Source organism: Ignatzschineria larvae DSM 13226 (assembly GCF_038500265.1).
GTDB lineage: Bacteria > Pseudomonadota > Gammaproteobacteria > Cardiobacteriales > Wohlfahrtiimonadaceae > Ignatzschineria > Ignatzschineria larvae.
The window spans coordinates 1,401,695-1,419,046 of record NZ_CP150637.1; the positions used below are offsets into that span (position 1 = coordinate 1,401,695).

The 17,352-nt window shown below is 39.8% G+C and carries 13 protein-coding genes; 3 read left to right on the top strand and 10 right to left on the bottom strand.

The window, feature by feature from the left end:
* Window positions 1-70: 70 nt before the first annotated feature.
* The 4 genes from WMO13_RS05775 to WMO13_RS05790 all read right to left on the bottom strand — a co-directional run bounded on the left by WMO13_RS05775 (window position 71) and on the right by WMO13_RS05790 (window position 7,637).
* Window positions 71-826: an IS5 family transposase gene (locus WMO13_RS05775; protein WP_342386815.1), complete on the bottom strand. Its 756-nt coding sequence runs from the start codon at window positions 824-826 to the stop codon at window positions 71-73.
* A 246-nt stretch (window positions 827-1,072) separates the two neighbouring features.
* The gene (locus WMO13_RS05780) at window positions 1,073-5,464 is read right to left on the bottom strand and encodes an ESPR-type extended signal peptide-containing protein (RefSeq protein WP_342386817.1); all 4,392 of its coding nucleotides are present in this window, start codon (window positions 5,462-5,464) and stop codon (window positions 1,073-1,075) included.
* A 366-nt stretch (window positions 5,465-5,830) separates the two neighbouring features.
* Window positions 5,831-6,337 (bottom strand): thiol peroxidase, encoded by a 507-nt coding sequence (gene tpx, locus WMO13_RS05785; protein ID WP_026878615.1) that lies wholly within the window; start codon window positions 6,335-6,337, stop codon window positions 5,831-5,833.
* Window positions 6,338-6,548: 211 nt separating this feature from the next.
* Window positions 6,549-7,637, bottom strand: coding sequence for a PTS transporter subunit IIC (locus tag WMO13_RS05790; protein ID WP_084331447.1), 1,089 nt, complete (start codon window positions 7,635-7,637; stop codon window positions 6,549-6,551).
* A 237-nt stretch (window positions 7,638-7,874) separates the two neighbouring features.
* On the opposite strand from WMO13_RS05790, the gene WMO13_RS05795 reads away from it, so the two are divergent.
* Window positions 7,875-9,050 (top strand): M20 aminoacylase family protein, encoded by a 1,176-nt coding sequence (locus tag WMO13_RS05795; RefSeq protein WP_026878617.1) that lies wholly within the window; start codon window positions 7,875-7,877, stop codon window positions 9,048-9,050.
* A 303-nt stretch (window positions 9,051-9,353) separates the two neighbouring features.
* Window positions 9,354-10,637, top strand: a complete 1,284-nt coding sequence (locus tag WMO13_RS05800; RefSeq protein ID WP_026878618.1) for an MFS transporter — start codon at window positions 9,354-9,356, stop codon at window positions 10,635-10,637.
* A gap of 18 nt (window positions 10,638-10,655) precedes the next feature.
* On the opposite strand, the gene rluA is transcribed toward WMO13_RS05800, so the two are convergent.
* Together rluA and WMO13_RS05810 are read right to left on the bottom strand one after the other, a co-directional pair.
* On the bottom strand, window positions 10,656-11,315 hold the full coding sequence (gene rluA / locus WMO13_RS05805; RefSeq protein ID WP_026878619.1) for a bifunctional tRNA pseudouridine(32) synthase/23S rRNA pseudouridine(746) synthase RluA: 660 nt from the start codon (window positions 11,313-11,315) through the stop codon (window positions 10,656-10,658).
* An 11-nt stretch (window positions 11,316-11,326) separates the two neighbouring features.
* Window positions 11,327-11,770 carry a DUF4377 domain-containing protein gene (locus tag WMO13_RS05810; RefSeq protein WP_084331448.1) on the bottom strand — a complete coding sequence of 148 codons (444 nt, stop codon included), beginning with the start codon at window positions 11,768-11,770 and terminating at the stop codon, window positions 11,327-11,329.
* A gap of 296 nt (window positions 11,771-12,066) precedes the next feature.
* Here WMO13_RS05810 and WMO13_RS05815 point away from each other — a divergent pair, with 296 nt between their 5' ends.
* The gene (locus tag WMO13_RS05815) at window positions 12,067-12,378 is read left to right on the top strand and encodes a YqfO family protein (RefSeq protein ID WP_026878620.1); all 312 of its coding nucleotides are present in this window, start codon (window positions 12,067-12,069) and stop codon (window positions 12,376-12,378) included.
* A gap of 484 nt (window positions 12,379-12,862) precedes the next feature.
* Here WMO13_RS05815 and WMO13_RS05820 read toward each other — a convergent pair whose 3' ends face one another.
* The 4 genes from WMO13_RS05820 to WMO13_RS05835 form a co-directional block, all read right to left on the bottom strand.
* Window positions 12,863-13,843 (bottom strand): siderophore ABC transporter substrate-binding protein, encoded by a 981-nt coding sequence (locus WMO13_RS05820; RefSeq protein WP_026878621.1) that lies wholly within the window; start codon window positions 13,841-13,843, stop codon window positions 12,863-12,865.
* 204 nt (window positions 13,844-14,047) lie between these two features.
* Window positions 14,048-14,806, bottom strand: coding sequence for an ABC transporter ATP-binding protein (locus WMO13_RS05825; RefSeq protein WP_026878622.1), 759 nt, complete (start codon window positions 14,804-14,806; stop codon window positions 14,048-14,050).
* On the bottom strand, window positions 14,807-15,784 hold the full coding sequence (locus WMO13_RS05830; RefSeq protein ID WP_034855473.1) for an iron chelate uptake ABC transporter family permease subunit: 978 nt from the start codon (window positions 15,782-15,784) through the stop codon (window positions 14,807-14,809).
* The gene (locus WMO13_RS05835) at window positions 15,781-16,731 is read right to left on the bottom strand and encodes an ABC transporter permease (protein WP_026878624.1); all 951 of its coding nucleotides are present in this window, start codon (window positions 16,729-16,731) and stop codon (window positions 15,781-15,783) included. Before WMO13_RS05835 ends, WMO13_RS05830 begins: the two co-directional genes overlap by 4 nt.
* Between the last annotated feature and the right edge of the window lie 621 nt (window positions 16,732-17,352).

Genomic DNA, 17,352 nt, shown 5'->3' on the forward strand with positions numbered 1-17,352 from the left:
AAAAATAAATCGTTGTAAACGTAGTGTATTATAATATATATATGTAAATATACTAGGGGCTGTTGAACATTCATAACTTCAGCCAAATATAGGCACAAGCTAAAGCAACGTTGTTTTCATAATGTTGTTTTAGCTTGTCATATCTTGTTGCTATACTTCTAAAATGTTTCAGCCTTGCAAATGCATTCTCCACTAAATGCCGAGTTTTATAAATATGCCAGTCCATATGATTATTATTCGTAAGAGTATTCCTCTTTTTAGGAATAATAGCTTTAGCTCCTTGATTTATAATATCTTCTCTAAAACTCTCAGAATCATAACCTTTATCTGCACTAACGTAATCTGTCGTATTTAAATGAACCCTGCTAAGTAGCTCTGGAGCGACCTTGATATCGTGGGTCGTTCCATCTGTTACGATAAATTCACAGGGATTACCGCAAGCATCTACGATCATATGAATTTTTGAACTATTTCCACCAACACTTTTAGATATTGCTTGAGGATTATCTGCGGTTGCTCCTGTGCTATGCTGGTGAGCTCTAATGTGAGTTGCATCTATAAACAGCCATTCATAGTCAACATCTTGTGATAGTTTTTTAAATAATTTCAAGAGCTTGTTATTTTTAGACCAACGACTAAAAGTTTTAAAAATAGTATTAGGTCGCCCAAATTGCTCAGGAATATCCCTCCAAGGAACACCTGTTCTCATTCTAAATAGAATACCCTCAACGATATTTCTTAAATTTGGTTTGTCATAGATATTCAAATCTAGGAGAATAGGCTTCAGTTTCAGCCATAGTTTATCTGTAAGCATGGTTCGAGACATAGCGAGAGGTAGGTTTTTTTTGACGATAATATTCTACCGCTCGCTTTTTTTATTTTGAACTGCAATGTTCAACAGCCCCTAAATTTATTTTTAGCAAGAATGATGTTTTTTAATGCTATCAATAAGTGACAACATTACGATAAGAGAAGTTTTAGAACATAAAAAAGGTGGCTATGATATTCATCAAAACCACCTTATTAGCATTAATAATATTTATACTTTTAAATAAACTTGCAAAATTATTAATTAATCCCAACCAAACGCAACGCCAATACCAACACCTGCTTTATTTTGAGTGTCGTATGAGGCATTAATACGTAACAAGCTTCTATCTCCAATTTTGAAAGTGAATCCCGCAGAAATAGCCGCTTCACCATCATATACTGCAGTCCCCATACCAAAAGAATATTTTGCTGTTTCAACATAAGGCATAGAACTCATTGCCATTGCGCCAGCAACACCAGCACTCGCAATCTTACGGTTTTGATGAACTGTTTTTTCAATATTATTAAGACGAGTATTATAGTGACTTAAAGTATTATTAATGCTAGTAACTTCACGATCCACTTTTTGATCAAGCGCCCATAACTGACCTCCATTCACAACCTCTTTGGAATTCTCAGCAATATTACCATCAGCAACACCTTTAATCACTCTGTTACTATCACCATTACTGAAATTCACAGAGGTTGCACCTGTTGCGCCATTAACAACAATCTCCTCACCTTGCACCCTAAAGAGCGAGCCTTGATCAATCGCTTCAATCGCTTCAGCCACAGTTTTATATCCCTGTCCATTCACGGTTAATGCTGCACCATTTTCATCGTAATAAACATTACCATTACTATCTATCTTCGCTCCTCCACCGAGTAGCTTACCAATAGCATCCTGCGTCTGATTTAATTGACCTCCTGTCACCGCATCTTTAGAGTTTTCGGCAATAGAACCATTTGCTAACCCCGTCAATTTACGACCATCTCCGTTGCCGTTATCTTGCGCAATGTTAAAATCACCATTTCCTGCAAGTCCATTATTAATAATAATTTGGCCATCTTTATTCCCTGTATTCTTTTCAGAACTAGCTGGGAAATTGCTATCCACTAAGGTATGATTTTGATCATTTTTTCCTAAAGGTTTATTGTTATCTTCTACTTGAATAATACCTGATTTACCAGTTTCTAAATCATCAACACGATTCACCACATTACTCATCTGCCCATCTAATGCCTTGATACGGCCATCTAAGTTTTCAAATCCTGCATAGACCGTTGTAATAGAGCCTTTCCCCTTACCGAAAGCACCTGAGAAATCAACGCCAGTTAACTGACCATTTCCATCAAGCTTAGCATCGCCACCTAAGGCGGTAGCTACATTTCGATTTGCACTGTAAAGCTGTGAGCCATTAATTGCATCTTTAGAAATATCAGTAATAGCCCCATCTGCTAAACCTGTAAGTGTGCGACCTTGATCTGCATTAGCAATATTAAAAGTTTCAGCACCATTCGCTTCTGGGGCAATCACTAAGGATTGCTTATCTGTTGATAATTGCACTAAACCTAAAGTGCCCGCAGATACTTTATTCTCGATATTCTCGATACTTTCACTATTTGAAACCACTCGACCATCTATATTTTCAAAAGCTGCTTTAACATCAGTGACTGTTGCTTTACTTCCTTCTTTACCAAGCTTTAACTCCCAAGTTCCATTGGTTTCTAAACCGCCCAAGGCGTTTGTAACATCTGTCACATTTTTATTTGTCTTATCAAATTCGCCTTTAACATGCGCAAAGCCAGCATTAACATCTTTAATAGTACCTTCTTTAGCACCTAAAGCACCTGAGAAATCAGGAGCAGTCCAAACTCCATTATCAAACTGAGCACCGCCACCTAAGGCAGTTGTAACATCCTTAATCTGGGAAAAATTGACCGCATCATTATCTGCTTTACCTCGAGAAACACCAGTTAAAGTACGGCTAGATTCATCTGATTTAGCAATATTGAAAGTCTTAGCACTATCCGCCTGTGACGATATTACTAAAGATTGTTGATCTGTTGATAATTGCACTAAACCTAAAGTGCCCGCAGATACTTTATTCTCGATACTCTCGATACTTTCACTATTTGAAACTACTCGACCATCTAAATTGGTTAAAGCTGAACCTACTGTTACATGCTTACTCTTATCTTTAAACTCATAACTCGGGGCAGTAACTACACCATTTGCACCTACAGAAGCACCGCCACCTAAAGCTTGCGTTAAATCCTCCGCTGACTTTTTATTAGCATCAGATGCAACTTTGTTACTCATTACTCGACCATCTATATTCTCAATAGCTGATTTCACTGTCGTAGTCTCACTATCTGATCCATTTAGCTTCACCGACCATTTACCATCATCTATACCTAAAGCAGTTGTAACATCTGTCACATTTTTATTTGTCTTATCAAATTCGCCTTTAACATGCGCAAAGCCAGCATTAACATCTTTAATAGTACCTTCTTTAGCACCTAAAGCACCTGAGAAATCAGGAGCAGTCCAAACTCCATTATCAAACTGAGCACCGCCACCTAAGGCAGTTGTAACATCCTTAATCTGGGAAAAATTGACCGCATCATTATCTGCTTTACCTCGAGCAACACCAGTTAAGCTACGATTTTCATCTTTTTTAGCAATATTGAAAGTTTCAGCACTATTCGCTTCTGGGGCAATTACTAAGGATTTCTTATCTGTTGATAATTGCACTAAACCTAAAGTGCCCGCAGATACTTTATTCTCGATACTCTCGATACTTTCACTATTTGAAACTACTCGACCATCTAAATTGGTTAAAGCTGAACCTACTGTTACATGCTTACTCTTATCTTTAAACTCATAACTCGGGGCAGTAACTACACCATTTGCACCTACAGAAGCACCGCCACCTAAAGCTTGCGTTAAATCCTCCGCTGACTTTTTATTAGCATCAGATGCAACTTTGTTACTCATTACTCGACCATCTATATTCTCAATAGCTGATTTCACTGTCGTAGTCTCACTATCTGATCCATTTAGCTTCACCGACCATTTACCATCATCTATACCTAAAGCAGTTGTAACATCTGTCACATTTTTATTTGTCTTATCAAATTCGCCTTTAACATGCGCAAAGCCAGCATTAACATCTTTAATAGTACCTTCTTTAGCACCTAAAGCACCTGAGAAATCAGGAGCAGTCCAAACTCCATTATCAAACTGAGCACCGCCACCTAAAACTGTAGCAACACCTGTACCAAGCACATATAATTGACCACCTGTGACTGCTTCTTTAGAATCCTTTTTGACCGAACCATCTGCGACATTCACTAATTTACGTTGGAGCGTATCATTACCAAATGATACGGTATTTTCTAATGTTGCTTTAGATTTAGCCCCAATTGCTACAGATCCTTCTGCTTTAGATTCAGATCTTTCCCCTATCGATATAGCCCCTTTACCAGCTATAGATGAAGCACCTATTGCAATTGCATCAGTCAATTGAGAGGTCGCCTTATGACCTATTGCAATACCCCAAGTAGCGCCGTCTTTTACTGTAGCTTCTACCCCTATTGCTACAGAATTTACAGCTTTTGTGTTAGATTTTATTCCAATCGCAATACTCCCATTACTTCTAGCAAAAGACTCAGCTCCTATAGCAATTGCATTTGGGCCATATAGCATACCTGGAGTGTCCTCTCCCGATCTTGCTTGATAGCCTAGGGCAATACCTCGATCTGCTGCTGTAGTGGCGCCATTCCCTATTGCTACCGCAGACTCTCCATTAACAGATGCGGATGACCCTAATGCTATAGCAAACTTATGATTTGCTGTTGCAGAGGCTCCAATTGCTATACTCTTTAAATGATGGGTTTCTTTACCAAGCCCTTTATTTGAACTTACTTTCGCTCCGTCACCAATAGCAATTGAACTGTCAAAATAGGCTTGGGCACCTTTGCCTATAGCAATCGATGCTCTTCCATACGTAACATTATCGGAAGTTATTCCTGATTGAGCTTTATACCCTAGTGCAAGACCATCAGCTGTTGTAGCCTTAGCCTCCTGCCCAATCGCTATAGCTCTGCCATGCTGAGATATTGCATTATACCCTATTGCCATAGCCCCAACGATTGTATTAGGATAAAGCTCTGTATCAGAACTATTAGTTATACTTGAAAAGTCTATTGTAGCCCCCTCTCCTATAGTGAAAGCATTATTTTTAGGCAATAACGATCCAATATTTTGGGAATTAGTATCATCAATTAATCTCCCACTTTTCAATAAAATGCTAGGCTGAGAATTAGCTAATCTAATTTTCTTAATTTGTTTTTCATCTTCCTCTTCTAAAGCATACTCTTCTTCAGTACTTTTATGCACAATTTCATTGATAGAGTTTTGTGGAAGCATCACGATAGAGTCTAATGCTATCCCCTTATCGCTGATATTATCAGCTTCCAGAGAAGTTTCTTGAGCAAGTGCAGGCCCCCCAAAGAGAGAAATTAATGTAAATGCCACAATAGTTGCATTGCCAACACTCGATGTCGCTCGTTTTTGAGCCACCAACTCAGATGTAACAACATAATCCTTTTTAAGATAACTCCATACAACACTATATATTCTATTCATAACGTCTTTTTCACCAATACATTCATTTTAAAGAATATTATTTTACTTATTTATTCTTTTTTTTACAAAAAAAATAGAGATGTTTTAGGAGGAAAACTTCAACTTACTGCTCTATCAATACTTTCAATTAATTTAATAGAGTTTTTTCGAAACAAAAATAAAAAATATAAACAAAAAATACCAGAAATAGTTTGTTTATTTGAAGCCTAAAAGTAAAAAAAGGAAAGGAATGTAAATAGATATGACTTTTTTGATATTTTGATAGATTCACTCGATATTTGAACAAATATACAACAATAAAAAACCTAGGAATATTTCCTAGGCTCTATGTTGTCGTTTGATTTTATCTTTAATTGATATTTGTAGCTAGAGTACCTTTACCACACTTAACGCCGCCTCATAATCAGGCTCAGTCGTCACTTCTTTGACATATTCCACATAGCGGATTACGTCATCTTGATCGATCACCACAACACCACGCGCTAAGAGTGCGAGATTCTCAATCTCAAAGCCATACTCGATTCCAAAATCGTGGGTTTGGTAGTCTGAGAGAAGTTGATTGTGTGTAAGATTATTTTCTGTCGCAAAGCGTTTTTGCGCAAAAGGAAGATCTACTGAAATTGTGATCATCGCCACATTCTCTAACTTCGCCACTTCTTCTTCAAAGCGCTTTGTTTGGATTGAGCAAACACCCGTGTCGATAGAGGGAACAACAGAGATCAATTTCACTTTACCGGCAAAATTAGCCAATGTAACGGGGTTTAAACCATTATCCACTACGGTAAATTGCGGTGCTTTCTCCCCTACAACCGCTTCTGTTCCTAATAATGTAATAGGATTGCCACCCATTGTAATACCTGTTCTATTTGACATATTGAAGCTCCTTAATAAATGATGGAAATTACAAAATAAAATTGTGAAAATGGAAGGCGGATAATGCACTTCCTTGAGCACTCCCTTTAGCTATGATAACACCGCTTGAATGTACAAGTCTGATCTTCTTCATCCTATTCTGCTATCTTGATCATTATTGCATCAGGCTGATCCTACATCGGCACTTAATTGGGGAAAGTAAACAGAATAATTACTGATAATTAAGCGCTAAATCACCATCTTGAATCCGCCTCATTTTTCTCAACAAATAAGCGATACACCAAGCGAATAATGCAGGCAATACAATATGGCAAAGCAGTACCGCAAAACCAACAGACCAAGAAAAACCCATCGTCTCAAATGCCATAAATTGCCCCACAAAACCACTCGTTCCCATTCCAGCGCCTGCGGGATTATTTTTCATCTCAAAAAGCAGAATACCGATAGGAGCGACAATCATACCGGCCAATGTAGGAGGCAGTAAGATCCAAGGATTTTTGATGATATTTGCGATCTGGAGCATTGAAGTGCCAATCGCTTGGGCAATAACAGCCCCAAAACTATTATCACGATAACTTATCGTGGCAAATCCAATCATCTGCGCACTACAACCAATCACCGCAGCGCCGGCAGCATAGCCCTCTAAGCCGAGCATAAAAGCAAGTGCCGCACTTGAGATCGGCGCAGTCAAAGCTAGCCCCATCAGAAGCGCTACAATAATACTCATACTGAAAGGCTCTTGGGTGGTTGCCCAATTAATCAACTGCCCTAAACGCTGCATGAGATGGCTGACCGGAATCCCCACTAAATGCGCTAAACCATAACCTACAAGCAGCATGATCAAGGGTATTAAAATAATATCGAGCTTGGTCACTTGATAGCATAATTTACTGATCTCTACGCTTAAAAGTACCGCGACATACGCGCCGGCAGGACCCCCTAATTGATTACCAATCGCCCCGACAAATAGTGCCGAGAAGAGAATCAGTGGCGGTGCTTGCAAACTACTAGCAATCGCAACCCCAATCGCACCACCGACAATTTTACTATCCATCGCAAATTGACCAATATCGCTCAAAGTCGTGATACCGAGCTTGTCGCCGATCGTTTTTAAGATCAAGCCGATCAATAACGATGAGAATAAGCCAAGTGCCATATAGCTCAATGCTTGAATAAAGTAGATTCGAGGCGAGAGGGAGATACCTTTCTTCGTTAAGTAAATCCTTATATCTTGAGCAAAACTTCCCTTCTCTTTTAAAGAATTCTGACTTGATGTGATGACTGATTTATCTTTCCCCATCTCTCTATCTCCTCCTAATCAATGACATAATCATAAGCAACCCCTAATTAGATGCTATATATGACCATATATAGCACATGGATCTAGTGATAATAATCGTGTCTTTAGCAGTACAAAAAATTATCACAACTATTTTCAATAAAAAAACAAGATATGCTATACACTCATTTACATTTTTTTTGCTATTACTAAAAAGTCACACAGATAAATCATAACAATAAAAAACCAAAGGAGTGAATGATCATGTCGTTATTGCCGGGAATGCAGACGATTGCTGAAGAGATGACCAAAATTCGTCATTATCTGCATCAACATCCAGAACTAGGATTTGAAGAAGTCGAAACAAGTAACCTTGTAGCCGAGAAGTTAACTGCTTGGGGCTATAAAGTGACTAGAGGATTCGGTAAAACAGGGATGGTTGCTCAGCTCTCAACAGGCGATGGTCCGACTATTGGTTTACGTGCGGATATGGATGCGCTCCCGATTACCGAAGAGAATAACTTTGCTCATAAAAGTCAAAATCCTGGCAAAATGCATGCTTGTGGTCATGATGGACATACTTCAACCTTATTGGCTGCGGCACAATATCTTGCAGAGAATCCCCATTTTCAAGGTACGGTAAATCTCTATATCCAACCTGCTGAAGAGGGGCTTGGCGGTGCTAAAGCGATGATTGCTGATGGTGCGCTACAGCAATTTCCATGTGATGCAATGTTTGGTTTTCATAATATGCCGGGATTCCCTGCCGGGCACTTTGGCTTTAAAGCAGGCTCCGCGATGGCTTCTTCTGATCGAGTTACTGTCACTATTACCGGTAAGGGTGGACATGGCGCAATGCCGCAGTTCTCTATTGATCCGATTGTTGTGGCCTCTTCTATCGTCATGAGCTTGCAAACAGTCGTATCCCGAAATGTTGATCCTCTGAAAATGACAGTTATTTCAGTGGGCTCTATTCATGCAGGACAGACCTTTAATGTCATTCCCGAAACTGCCACGATGCAGCTCTCTATTCGTAATCTCGATCCTTCAACACAAGATCAAGTAGAAGCACGGGTTAAAGAGATTATTAATGGACAAGCCGCCAGTTTTGGTGCTTCGGCAACGATTGATTATATTCGTTCGTACCCTATTCTTTATAATCATGCCGCAGAAACAGAATTTGCGCAGAATGTGGCTCGTCAGGTTTTAGGCGATGAAAAGATCATCGAAGATTTTCCGGCAATGACAGCAAGTGAAGACTTTGCATTTTTTGCAAATGAAGTGCCTGCGTGCTATCTCTTTGTGGGTAATGGCGATACAGGAACTTACAGCTGCTCTGTACACAATCCCAAATATGATTTTAATGATGCACTGATTCCTATTGTCGCTCATTATTGGGTCAATTTAGTCTACGCTTTTTGCCCTAAACAGTAGCATTAATTAAGGCTGTGTTATCTTGAGCTCTTATAAAGAGCAATAATGATAAATGATTCTCTATAAGAGCGATCTTGCAACTTCACTCTGCTTGATCGCCTCTACTTAACCCTTTTATACAATCTTTCTACAATCAATCTAATTGATATTTACATGGCTACATTATGTGGTCTTTTGTCGAGCCTGAAATAAGTAAATGACATAGTTATAATTTACGCAATATGCCTATGAATGTGACTTGTTAAAATCAGGCTCCTTTACTCACCATTTCATCAGCCCACTAGGGCTATGAGGAGATTTAACGTGATTACTGTTTCAAAAAATGACAGCCGCGGGGCTAGAATCAAGAATGTTGCCGGCATTACTATGGGGAATGCTATCGAGTTCTATGATTTTGGCATCTATACGGTATTTGCCGTCTTAATTGGTAAACTTTACTTCCCAGCAGATAATGAATTTGCCAAATTACTACTCACCTTTGCAACGATTGGCGTTGGCTTTGTAACCCGCCCTTTAGGGGCTGTCTGTATCGGTCTTTATGCCGATAAATATGGCCGAAAACCGGCACTATTATTGACTCTCTTTTTAATGGGATTAGGAACGTTAATATTCGTCCTAACACCCACCTATGAAACGATAGGGATTGCAGCACCGATTCTGATTATCTCGGCTCGCTTACTACAAGGCTTCTCATTAGGTGGAGAATTAGGCTCATCTACCGCTATGTTAATGGAATATGCGGACAACAATAATCGCGCCTTTTATGGCAGCTGGCAGATGTTTAGCCAAAACCTCAATAAACTCTTAGCTTCGCTCATTGGTGGTATCTTAGGATTAATTCTCTCAGAAGAAGCACTCACACTTTGGGGCTGGCGTGCGGCATTTGCGGTAGGATTAATCATTATTCCGATTGCACTCTATATCCGTCGCAACTTACCGGAAACAAAAGAAGAGGATAAAGATCCTTCCCAAGAGAAAGCTATTTTAAAAGAGTTATTTCAAGATTATTGGAAAACGCTTCTTGCTGGCGTATTGATCATTCTTGGAATTACTGCATCCACCTATATCATCGCTTACTATATGGCGAACTACGCAGCAACACAGCTTAAAATGGACTTTAAATATACTGTTTGGGCAGTCACGGTTTCAGGTTTAGTCCAAGTTGTGCTCTCACCATTTATGGGGATTTTGACCGATAAAATTGGTCGTAAACAGATGATCTTCTGGACACGTATGGGGATTGTGCTCTTCATCTACCCTGCCTTTGTCTTAATCAACAAGTATCCCGAGCCTTATATGCTCTTTATCGTTGTAGCAATTCTTGCTTTCTTCCTGATCGGTAATGGTATTGCCAGTATCGTGCTCTGTGCTGAGATCTTCCCTAGCCGTATTCGCGCAACAGGGCTTTCGATCTCTTATAGCTTCACCGTCATGATCTTTGGTGGCTTTGCCCAATTCTTTGTTACGCTTCTGATCGGCTGGACAGATAATCCGCTTTCACCAGCATTTTATGTCATTGTAACCGGGCTTGTGAGCTTGATTGCGCTACTCTTAGTCAAAGAGACTGCCGGTCAACCACTTGAGTAATCCATAGATTCTAAGAGACTAAAAGGGAGGCTCACAACTAAACGTGAGCCTTTCTTTTGTTATGGGGTGTGAAAATTGTAACTGATAAGCATGAAGTGCTAATCGATCCCGGCAATAGTAAGCTTCACCGGTGGCATAAAAGCGATCCCCTAAAATCACATGACCAATACTTAACAGATGAACTCGCAATTGATGAGAGCGCCCGGTAATGGGAACAAGAGAGACGCGCGTATAGTTATGCGCAATATCTCGATGAATCACCTGATAAAGCGTTTTTGCTGATTTCCCTCGCTCAAAGCAGACCATCTGTTTCGGTCTTTCCGGCCAATTACAAATGAGTGGCAGATCAATCAAACCTCCATCTTCTTCTATAATGCCCCAAACATCGGCAATATAGGCTTTCTCCGTTTCTCGCTCTCGAAATTGCCGTTTTAATTCCCGCTCGGCTTCTTTTGTGAGCGCAATCACTAATATCCCACTCGTTGACATATCTAATCTATGAACCGTTTCCGCATAGGGATATTGCCATTGCACGCGGGAAATAACACTATCATGTAACTCGGCTCCTTTACCCGGCACCGAGAGAAACTCTGCCGGCTTATTGACCACCATAATATCATCATCTTGATAGAGAATATCGAGCCAAGGTTCAATCGGGGGATTATAGTAAAACTCCATAGCCGCCCCTATTAAGACCGGCGAGGCGCAACATTATAGTGATGCGTTTTCGGTAAATGATGAGATTCTCCGGCGACTTTCGAAATAACTTTAATCAGCTGATAGCGAATAGAGGATCGATCTGCCACATCATTTTGATCGAAAGATTCCGGCACAACCTGCACTGAGAGCCGGTACTCATAACCCGGCTGATATTCAAAACCTTCTATTGTTTGATAGAAATAGTGCCAATCAGGCCGATCCCCACTCGAATTAACGAAGCTGTTTTCTTTTGATCCATTCCCCTCGGAAATTGTTTCAACCAATAGACACTTTTGAGGCACAACGCCGACACAATCCACCATTTGAGAAGCAATGCGTAACTCGACCCTCTTCCCCGGCATTGATGTTGTACTACAAGCCGAAAGTAGACTCAATGTGGCAAGCAGTAGTATGCTATTTCTGAATGGGTGCATCTGATATTGATCTCTATTATAAAAAGTGTGATATTGATGAAAGCGGGCTATGATTTGTGGCTCATCTTACCAAAAAATAGAGATCAATGTAGATGATATCGGTTCAAAATAAGCATTATTTAAATGCCGGCGCATCGGTTGATCGAGGTAAGAAAGCTTGTTCTATCTGGCATCTTGCAAGTGTTGGTGAGTCAGCTTTTATGCTCTTTTAAAACCCCGTAATAGCTGTTTAAAAAACATTTTTCTTAAACCCAATTTACTATATAACCTTTCACAGACAGAAGGTATTTCTGATTATGTATAAACTCATCTTTTTCGTCCCGGAATCTCATCTTGAATCTGTCAAAGAGGCAATTTTTGCTGCCGGTGGCGGTCAAATCGGTCATTATAGTCATTGCGCTTGGCAAACATTAGGTCAAGGACAATTTAAACCACTTCCCGGCAGTCATCCGTACTCTGGTACTATTGATACACTAAAAATTGTCCCTGAATGGCGGGTGGAATTAGTCGTTGCTAAGCCACTGATTGAAGAAGCTATTAAAGCTATGAAAGAAGCCCATCCCTATGAAGTTCCGGCGTATGATGTATTAGCATTATTGCCTTTTTAAAGATATGAAATGACTCAGACAATTTCTCCCATCGCCGGAGCGAATGATCCCGTTCTTCCCTAAATCCCGCGCCGGCAATTGTGGCACTTTTTCAATATCGAGAGATTAAAATCGCTTATCTGCGGGCGTTCACTTTATCTGGACTTGCAAGCATTCCCTCCCGCCGAGAATGAACTTTTATTTGAAATCACCAAGGCAGTTTATCCTATCGCCTGAGTGAATAATCCCGTTCTTCCCTAAATCCCGCGCCGGCAATTGTGGCATTTCTCAATACCGAGAGATTAAGAATCACTTATCTGCGGGCGCTTGCTTTATCTGGACTTGCAAGCATTCCCTCCCGCCGAGAATGAACTTTTATTTGAAAGATGAAATGCAAAATGCCTTTAAATCCTCTGATACGCGCAAGGCATCTTAAAGGTTATTAAAGGCATTTTCTATCGTTTCGATTACTAACGATTATTGCTAACGATTACTAATCGATAACTTATTTTTTGATGGCATTTTGTACATCATCAATCATTGTTTCTGTGGATTTAAATCCGCCACCTGAGAGATACCATACGTTTGGATCAAGGTAGATAATTTTGCCATTTTTATAAGCATTGGTGTTTTTCACAAGATCATTTTCCACCACTTGTTTCGCCGAACTATCGCTATTGCCTACAACAGCACTACGATCTACGACAAAGATATAATCCGGATTTAAGTCCATCACATATTCAAATGAAACAGTTTGTCCATGAGTTGATTCCGCCTTGATAGAGGGATCTGCAGGTTTCATACCTAACACATCATGGATTAACCCAAAACGGGAACCAGGACCATAAGCACTAATTTTGCCATCATTTACTAGTAAAATAAGAGCGTTTTCATCCATATTCGCAGTTTGCGCACGAACATCTGCAACTTTCTGCTCAATAGCCTTAATCTCTTTCTCTGCTTCCCCTTCTTTACCGAAAATTTGACCTAACGTTTTCATATTACCAGTTACAGAATCAAGATAATGCTTATTATCAATCGCTAAATTAATTGTAGGTGCAATCTCAGAAAACTGCTCATAAAGCGGCGCTTGACGATGCGAAATCACAATAAAATCAGGCTTTGCCCCATGAATGGCTTCAAAATTTGGCTCTTTTAAAGTACCAAAATCGAGATATTTACCATTATCGTAGCTTGAGAGATACGCCGGCATATTCGCTCTAGGAAGACCAATAACATCAATATCGAGCGCTTCTAGCGTATCTAAAGTCCCAAAATCAAAGACCACAACGCGCTCTGGATTAAGAGGAACCACAGTTTCGCCTGAAGCGTGTTTGATGGTTACAGTTTTCGCAGGTGCTGTTGTCGCTGCCGCTGTAGTTGAAGCAGTTGCATTACTCTCTGTTTGTGGTGCTTTATCATCACCGCAAGCCACTAATAGTAGCGCTAAAGTGGATGCGATAATCGCCTTATTCAATTTTTTCATGGGTGTTACTCCTTGTTATTAATCATTAAAATGAACTAAAATTGGTACTAAAGTTTTTAATTTGAATATCTTAAATCTCTATTTTGAATCTCTATTGGGAATCAATAGTGTGACTTTATAATTTTGAATTATTGTTGATCTATTGTTGCTTTAAAAGTCACTTCTCTGCTCTTGTTTTAACAAAATTATTTTCACAAGCGCTATTTAAGAAAAATAGACACAGATTCGGCGGTTATCCACCATCTGAATAGGAATCTCCATATCATAAATATCCCGTAAAATTTTACTATCGATCATCGAAGCGGTATCCCCTTCATGCACTAATGCACCTTGTTTGAGCGAGATAATATGATCGGAATAGCAAGAGGCGAAGTTAATATCATGAATCACGATCACGACTGTTTTGCCCTTTTCATCAACGAGCTTACGAAGTACTTGCATAATCTCTACTGAGTGCTTCATATCAAGGTTATTAAGGGGCTCATCTAGGAAAATAATCTCTGTATTTTGGGCTACCACCATTGCAATGAAAGCACATTGACGCTGACCGCCACTAAGCTCGGCAATATATTTATGTTGTAGATCCACAAGCCCCATATATTCGATGGCTTCATCAATATAGCGCTGATCTTCTGCTGTGGGACGACCTTTGCAATAAGGGAAACGCCCAAAAGTGACGAGTTCCCGTACCGTAATCCGCAAATTAAGATGATTTGCCTGTTTTAGAATCGAGATCTTTTTCGCAAGATCTTCCTCTTTCCAGGCGGTAATCGGTACATCATCAATCACCACCTGACCACTGTCTGGAGTTAAAATTCTGCTCATAATGCCAAGTAATGTACTTTTGCCTGCACCATTAGGACCAATGAGAGAAGTAATCTTATTCGCAGGAATTGTTAAAGAGACATCATCTACGACCTTTTTATGACCAAAAGATTTAGAAATATGTTCGACTGTAATCATTTAACGACTCCCTCTTAACAATAGATACATAAAGTAGATTCCCCCAATAAAGTTGATAATCACACTCAATGTCGTTGAAAAACTAAAGACACGTTCTACTAATAACTGTCCAAATGCCAATGCAATAATACTGATCAATACCGTACCCATTAACAAAATCGTATGGCGATAGGTCTTGAGTACTTCATACCCTAGATTGGCCACTAATAATCCCAAAAAGGTAATGGGACCAATGAGTGCAGTAGACACCGCAGTGAAGATCGCCACTACAATTAGCGAAACCATCACTATTTTTTGGTAAGGCACACCTAAATTGAGCGATTGATCTCGCCCAAGTGTTAACACATCAAGATATTTAATCATCGGTAGATAGGCTAAAAATACAACGCCTAAAATCCCCAAAGCCCACCAAATTAATTTCACCTGCACATTGTTAAAACTTGCAAACATCTTATCTTGAACAATCAGAAACTCATTCGGATCAATCAATACCTGCATAAAGGTTGAAAGGCTCTGAAAGAGTGCGCCAAAAATGATCCCGACTAATAGCAAGAAGTAAACCGATCGACCTTCTTTCCCTAAAACGCCTCTAAACAGGATTAATGAGAAGAAGACTAATACTCCAACAGAGATGAAAAAGAGCGGTACGCTCCCCATCATCGCAAAGCTCTTGCCACCTAAGAAAAAGACTAAAATGGTTTGCACCAACAGATAGAGTGAATCGAGCCCCATAATACTAGGTGTTAAAATGCGATTATGTGTCACCGTCTGGAAAATAACCGTCGAAAATGCAATAGCACTGCCGGCAATCACCATTGCGCCCACTTTATAACCTCTACGCGGTAAGACGTAATCCCAATTACTCCCTAACTGATAAAAGAGATAGAGCGCAACGGAAGCCATCGCTAGAATCGCTAAAATAATCAATTTGGTGCGATGACTTAGGCCTCGTTGTAAGCCATTTTGTGTCTGAATCATGCCGAACCTACCTTCTTAAAGAGAAGCCAGATAAAAGCAATACTCCCGACAATACCAATCATAACACTAATAGGAATTTCATAAGGATAGATAATTAAGCGTCCAGCAATGTCACATATTAAAACGATAATTGCGCCTAAAATAGCGGTAAATGGCAAGGTAGCCCGAATATTATCGCCCCGATAGAGTGACACAATATTCGGCACAATTAGCCCTAAAAATGGAATCATACCAACCGTTAAAATCACCGAAGCACTCACCATTGCCACAATAGCAAGACCGATATTGACCACTTGTTGATATTTAAGCCCTAAGTTTTTAGCAAAATCTTGTCCCATACCGGCAATAGAGAATTGATGTGCGTAGAGATAAGCAATCACCATCAAGGGAACGGCAATATAGATCAACTCATAGCGCCCTGCCATTACCATAGAAAAATCGCCGATGAGCCAAGAAGCTAGATTTTGAATGAGATCATATTTATAAGCAATAAAGGTGGAAATAGAACCGATAATACCGCCAAACATCAGGCCAATCAGCGGAATAAATATCGCATCTTTATAGCGAATACGATTGAGAATTTGAACAAATATATAGGTTCCACCCAATGCAAAGATAAAAGCCAGAGCCATTTTCAAAAGTGGCGAAGCGCCAGGGACAAAAAGGATAGCTACTAAAATCCCCAATCGTGCAGATTCCATTGTTCCTGCCGTTGTCGGCGAGACAAAAGGATTTTGACTCAACTTTTGCATAATGAGGCCACTAATCGAGAGGCTAGCGCCGGCAATCAGAATCGCAATCAATCTCGGCAAGCGACTAATTAAGATCGTCTGTTTTTGCGCATCTGTCAGATGAAAGAGGTCATTCACAGAAATATTGATGACTCCTACAAAGAGAGAGATCACAGATAATACAATGAGAATGAGAACCCAAAAATGTATTCTCATGAACAAAAGCCTTTTCCTTTTACAAATGAAACGTTAACACGAATGATAATGATTGCTATTTTACATTATATTTAACTTTTGCATAGGCTAATTAAAGATTTTAAATAGAATTTGTGCAGAGATGATGCTTTTTTGTGAAAAACAAATAATAGTGAATAATCCTTAGTATTGATAACCGTCACATCTACCAGCATAAATTATTACTATCACAACATCTTTCAGCATTAAGAAGTATCCTACTTGCCGGCGCAAGATTGTGGCAAGAGCGCGATCATTCCCCCGGCGATGAGATTAATCTTCTAGTCATTGCAAATTCAATCTGATTCCCGGCGGGAAAGAATACTTGCAAATCCAGACAAATCACGCGCCCGCAGATGAGCGATTCTTAATCTCTCGGCAATCATCTCTATCAGAATAATCCAAGTAATTTACTGAAATCAAAATATCTTTCGGCATTCAGAAATGCCCTACTTGCCGGCGCAAGATTGTGGCAAGAGCGCGATCATTCCTCCCGGCGATGAGATTAATCTTCTTAATCATTACTAGTCAAATCTGATTCTCGGTGGGAGAGAATGCGTGTAAATCCAGATAAACCTCGCGCCCGCAGATGAGCGATTCTTA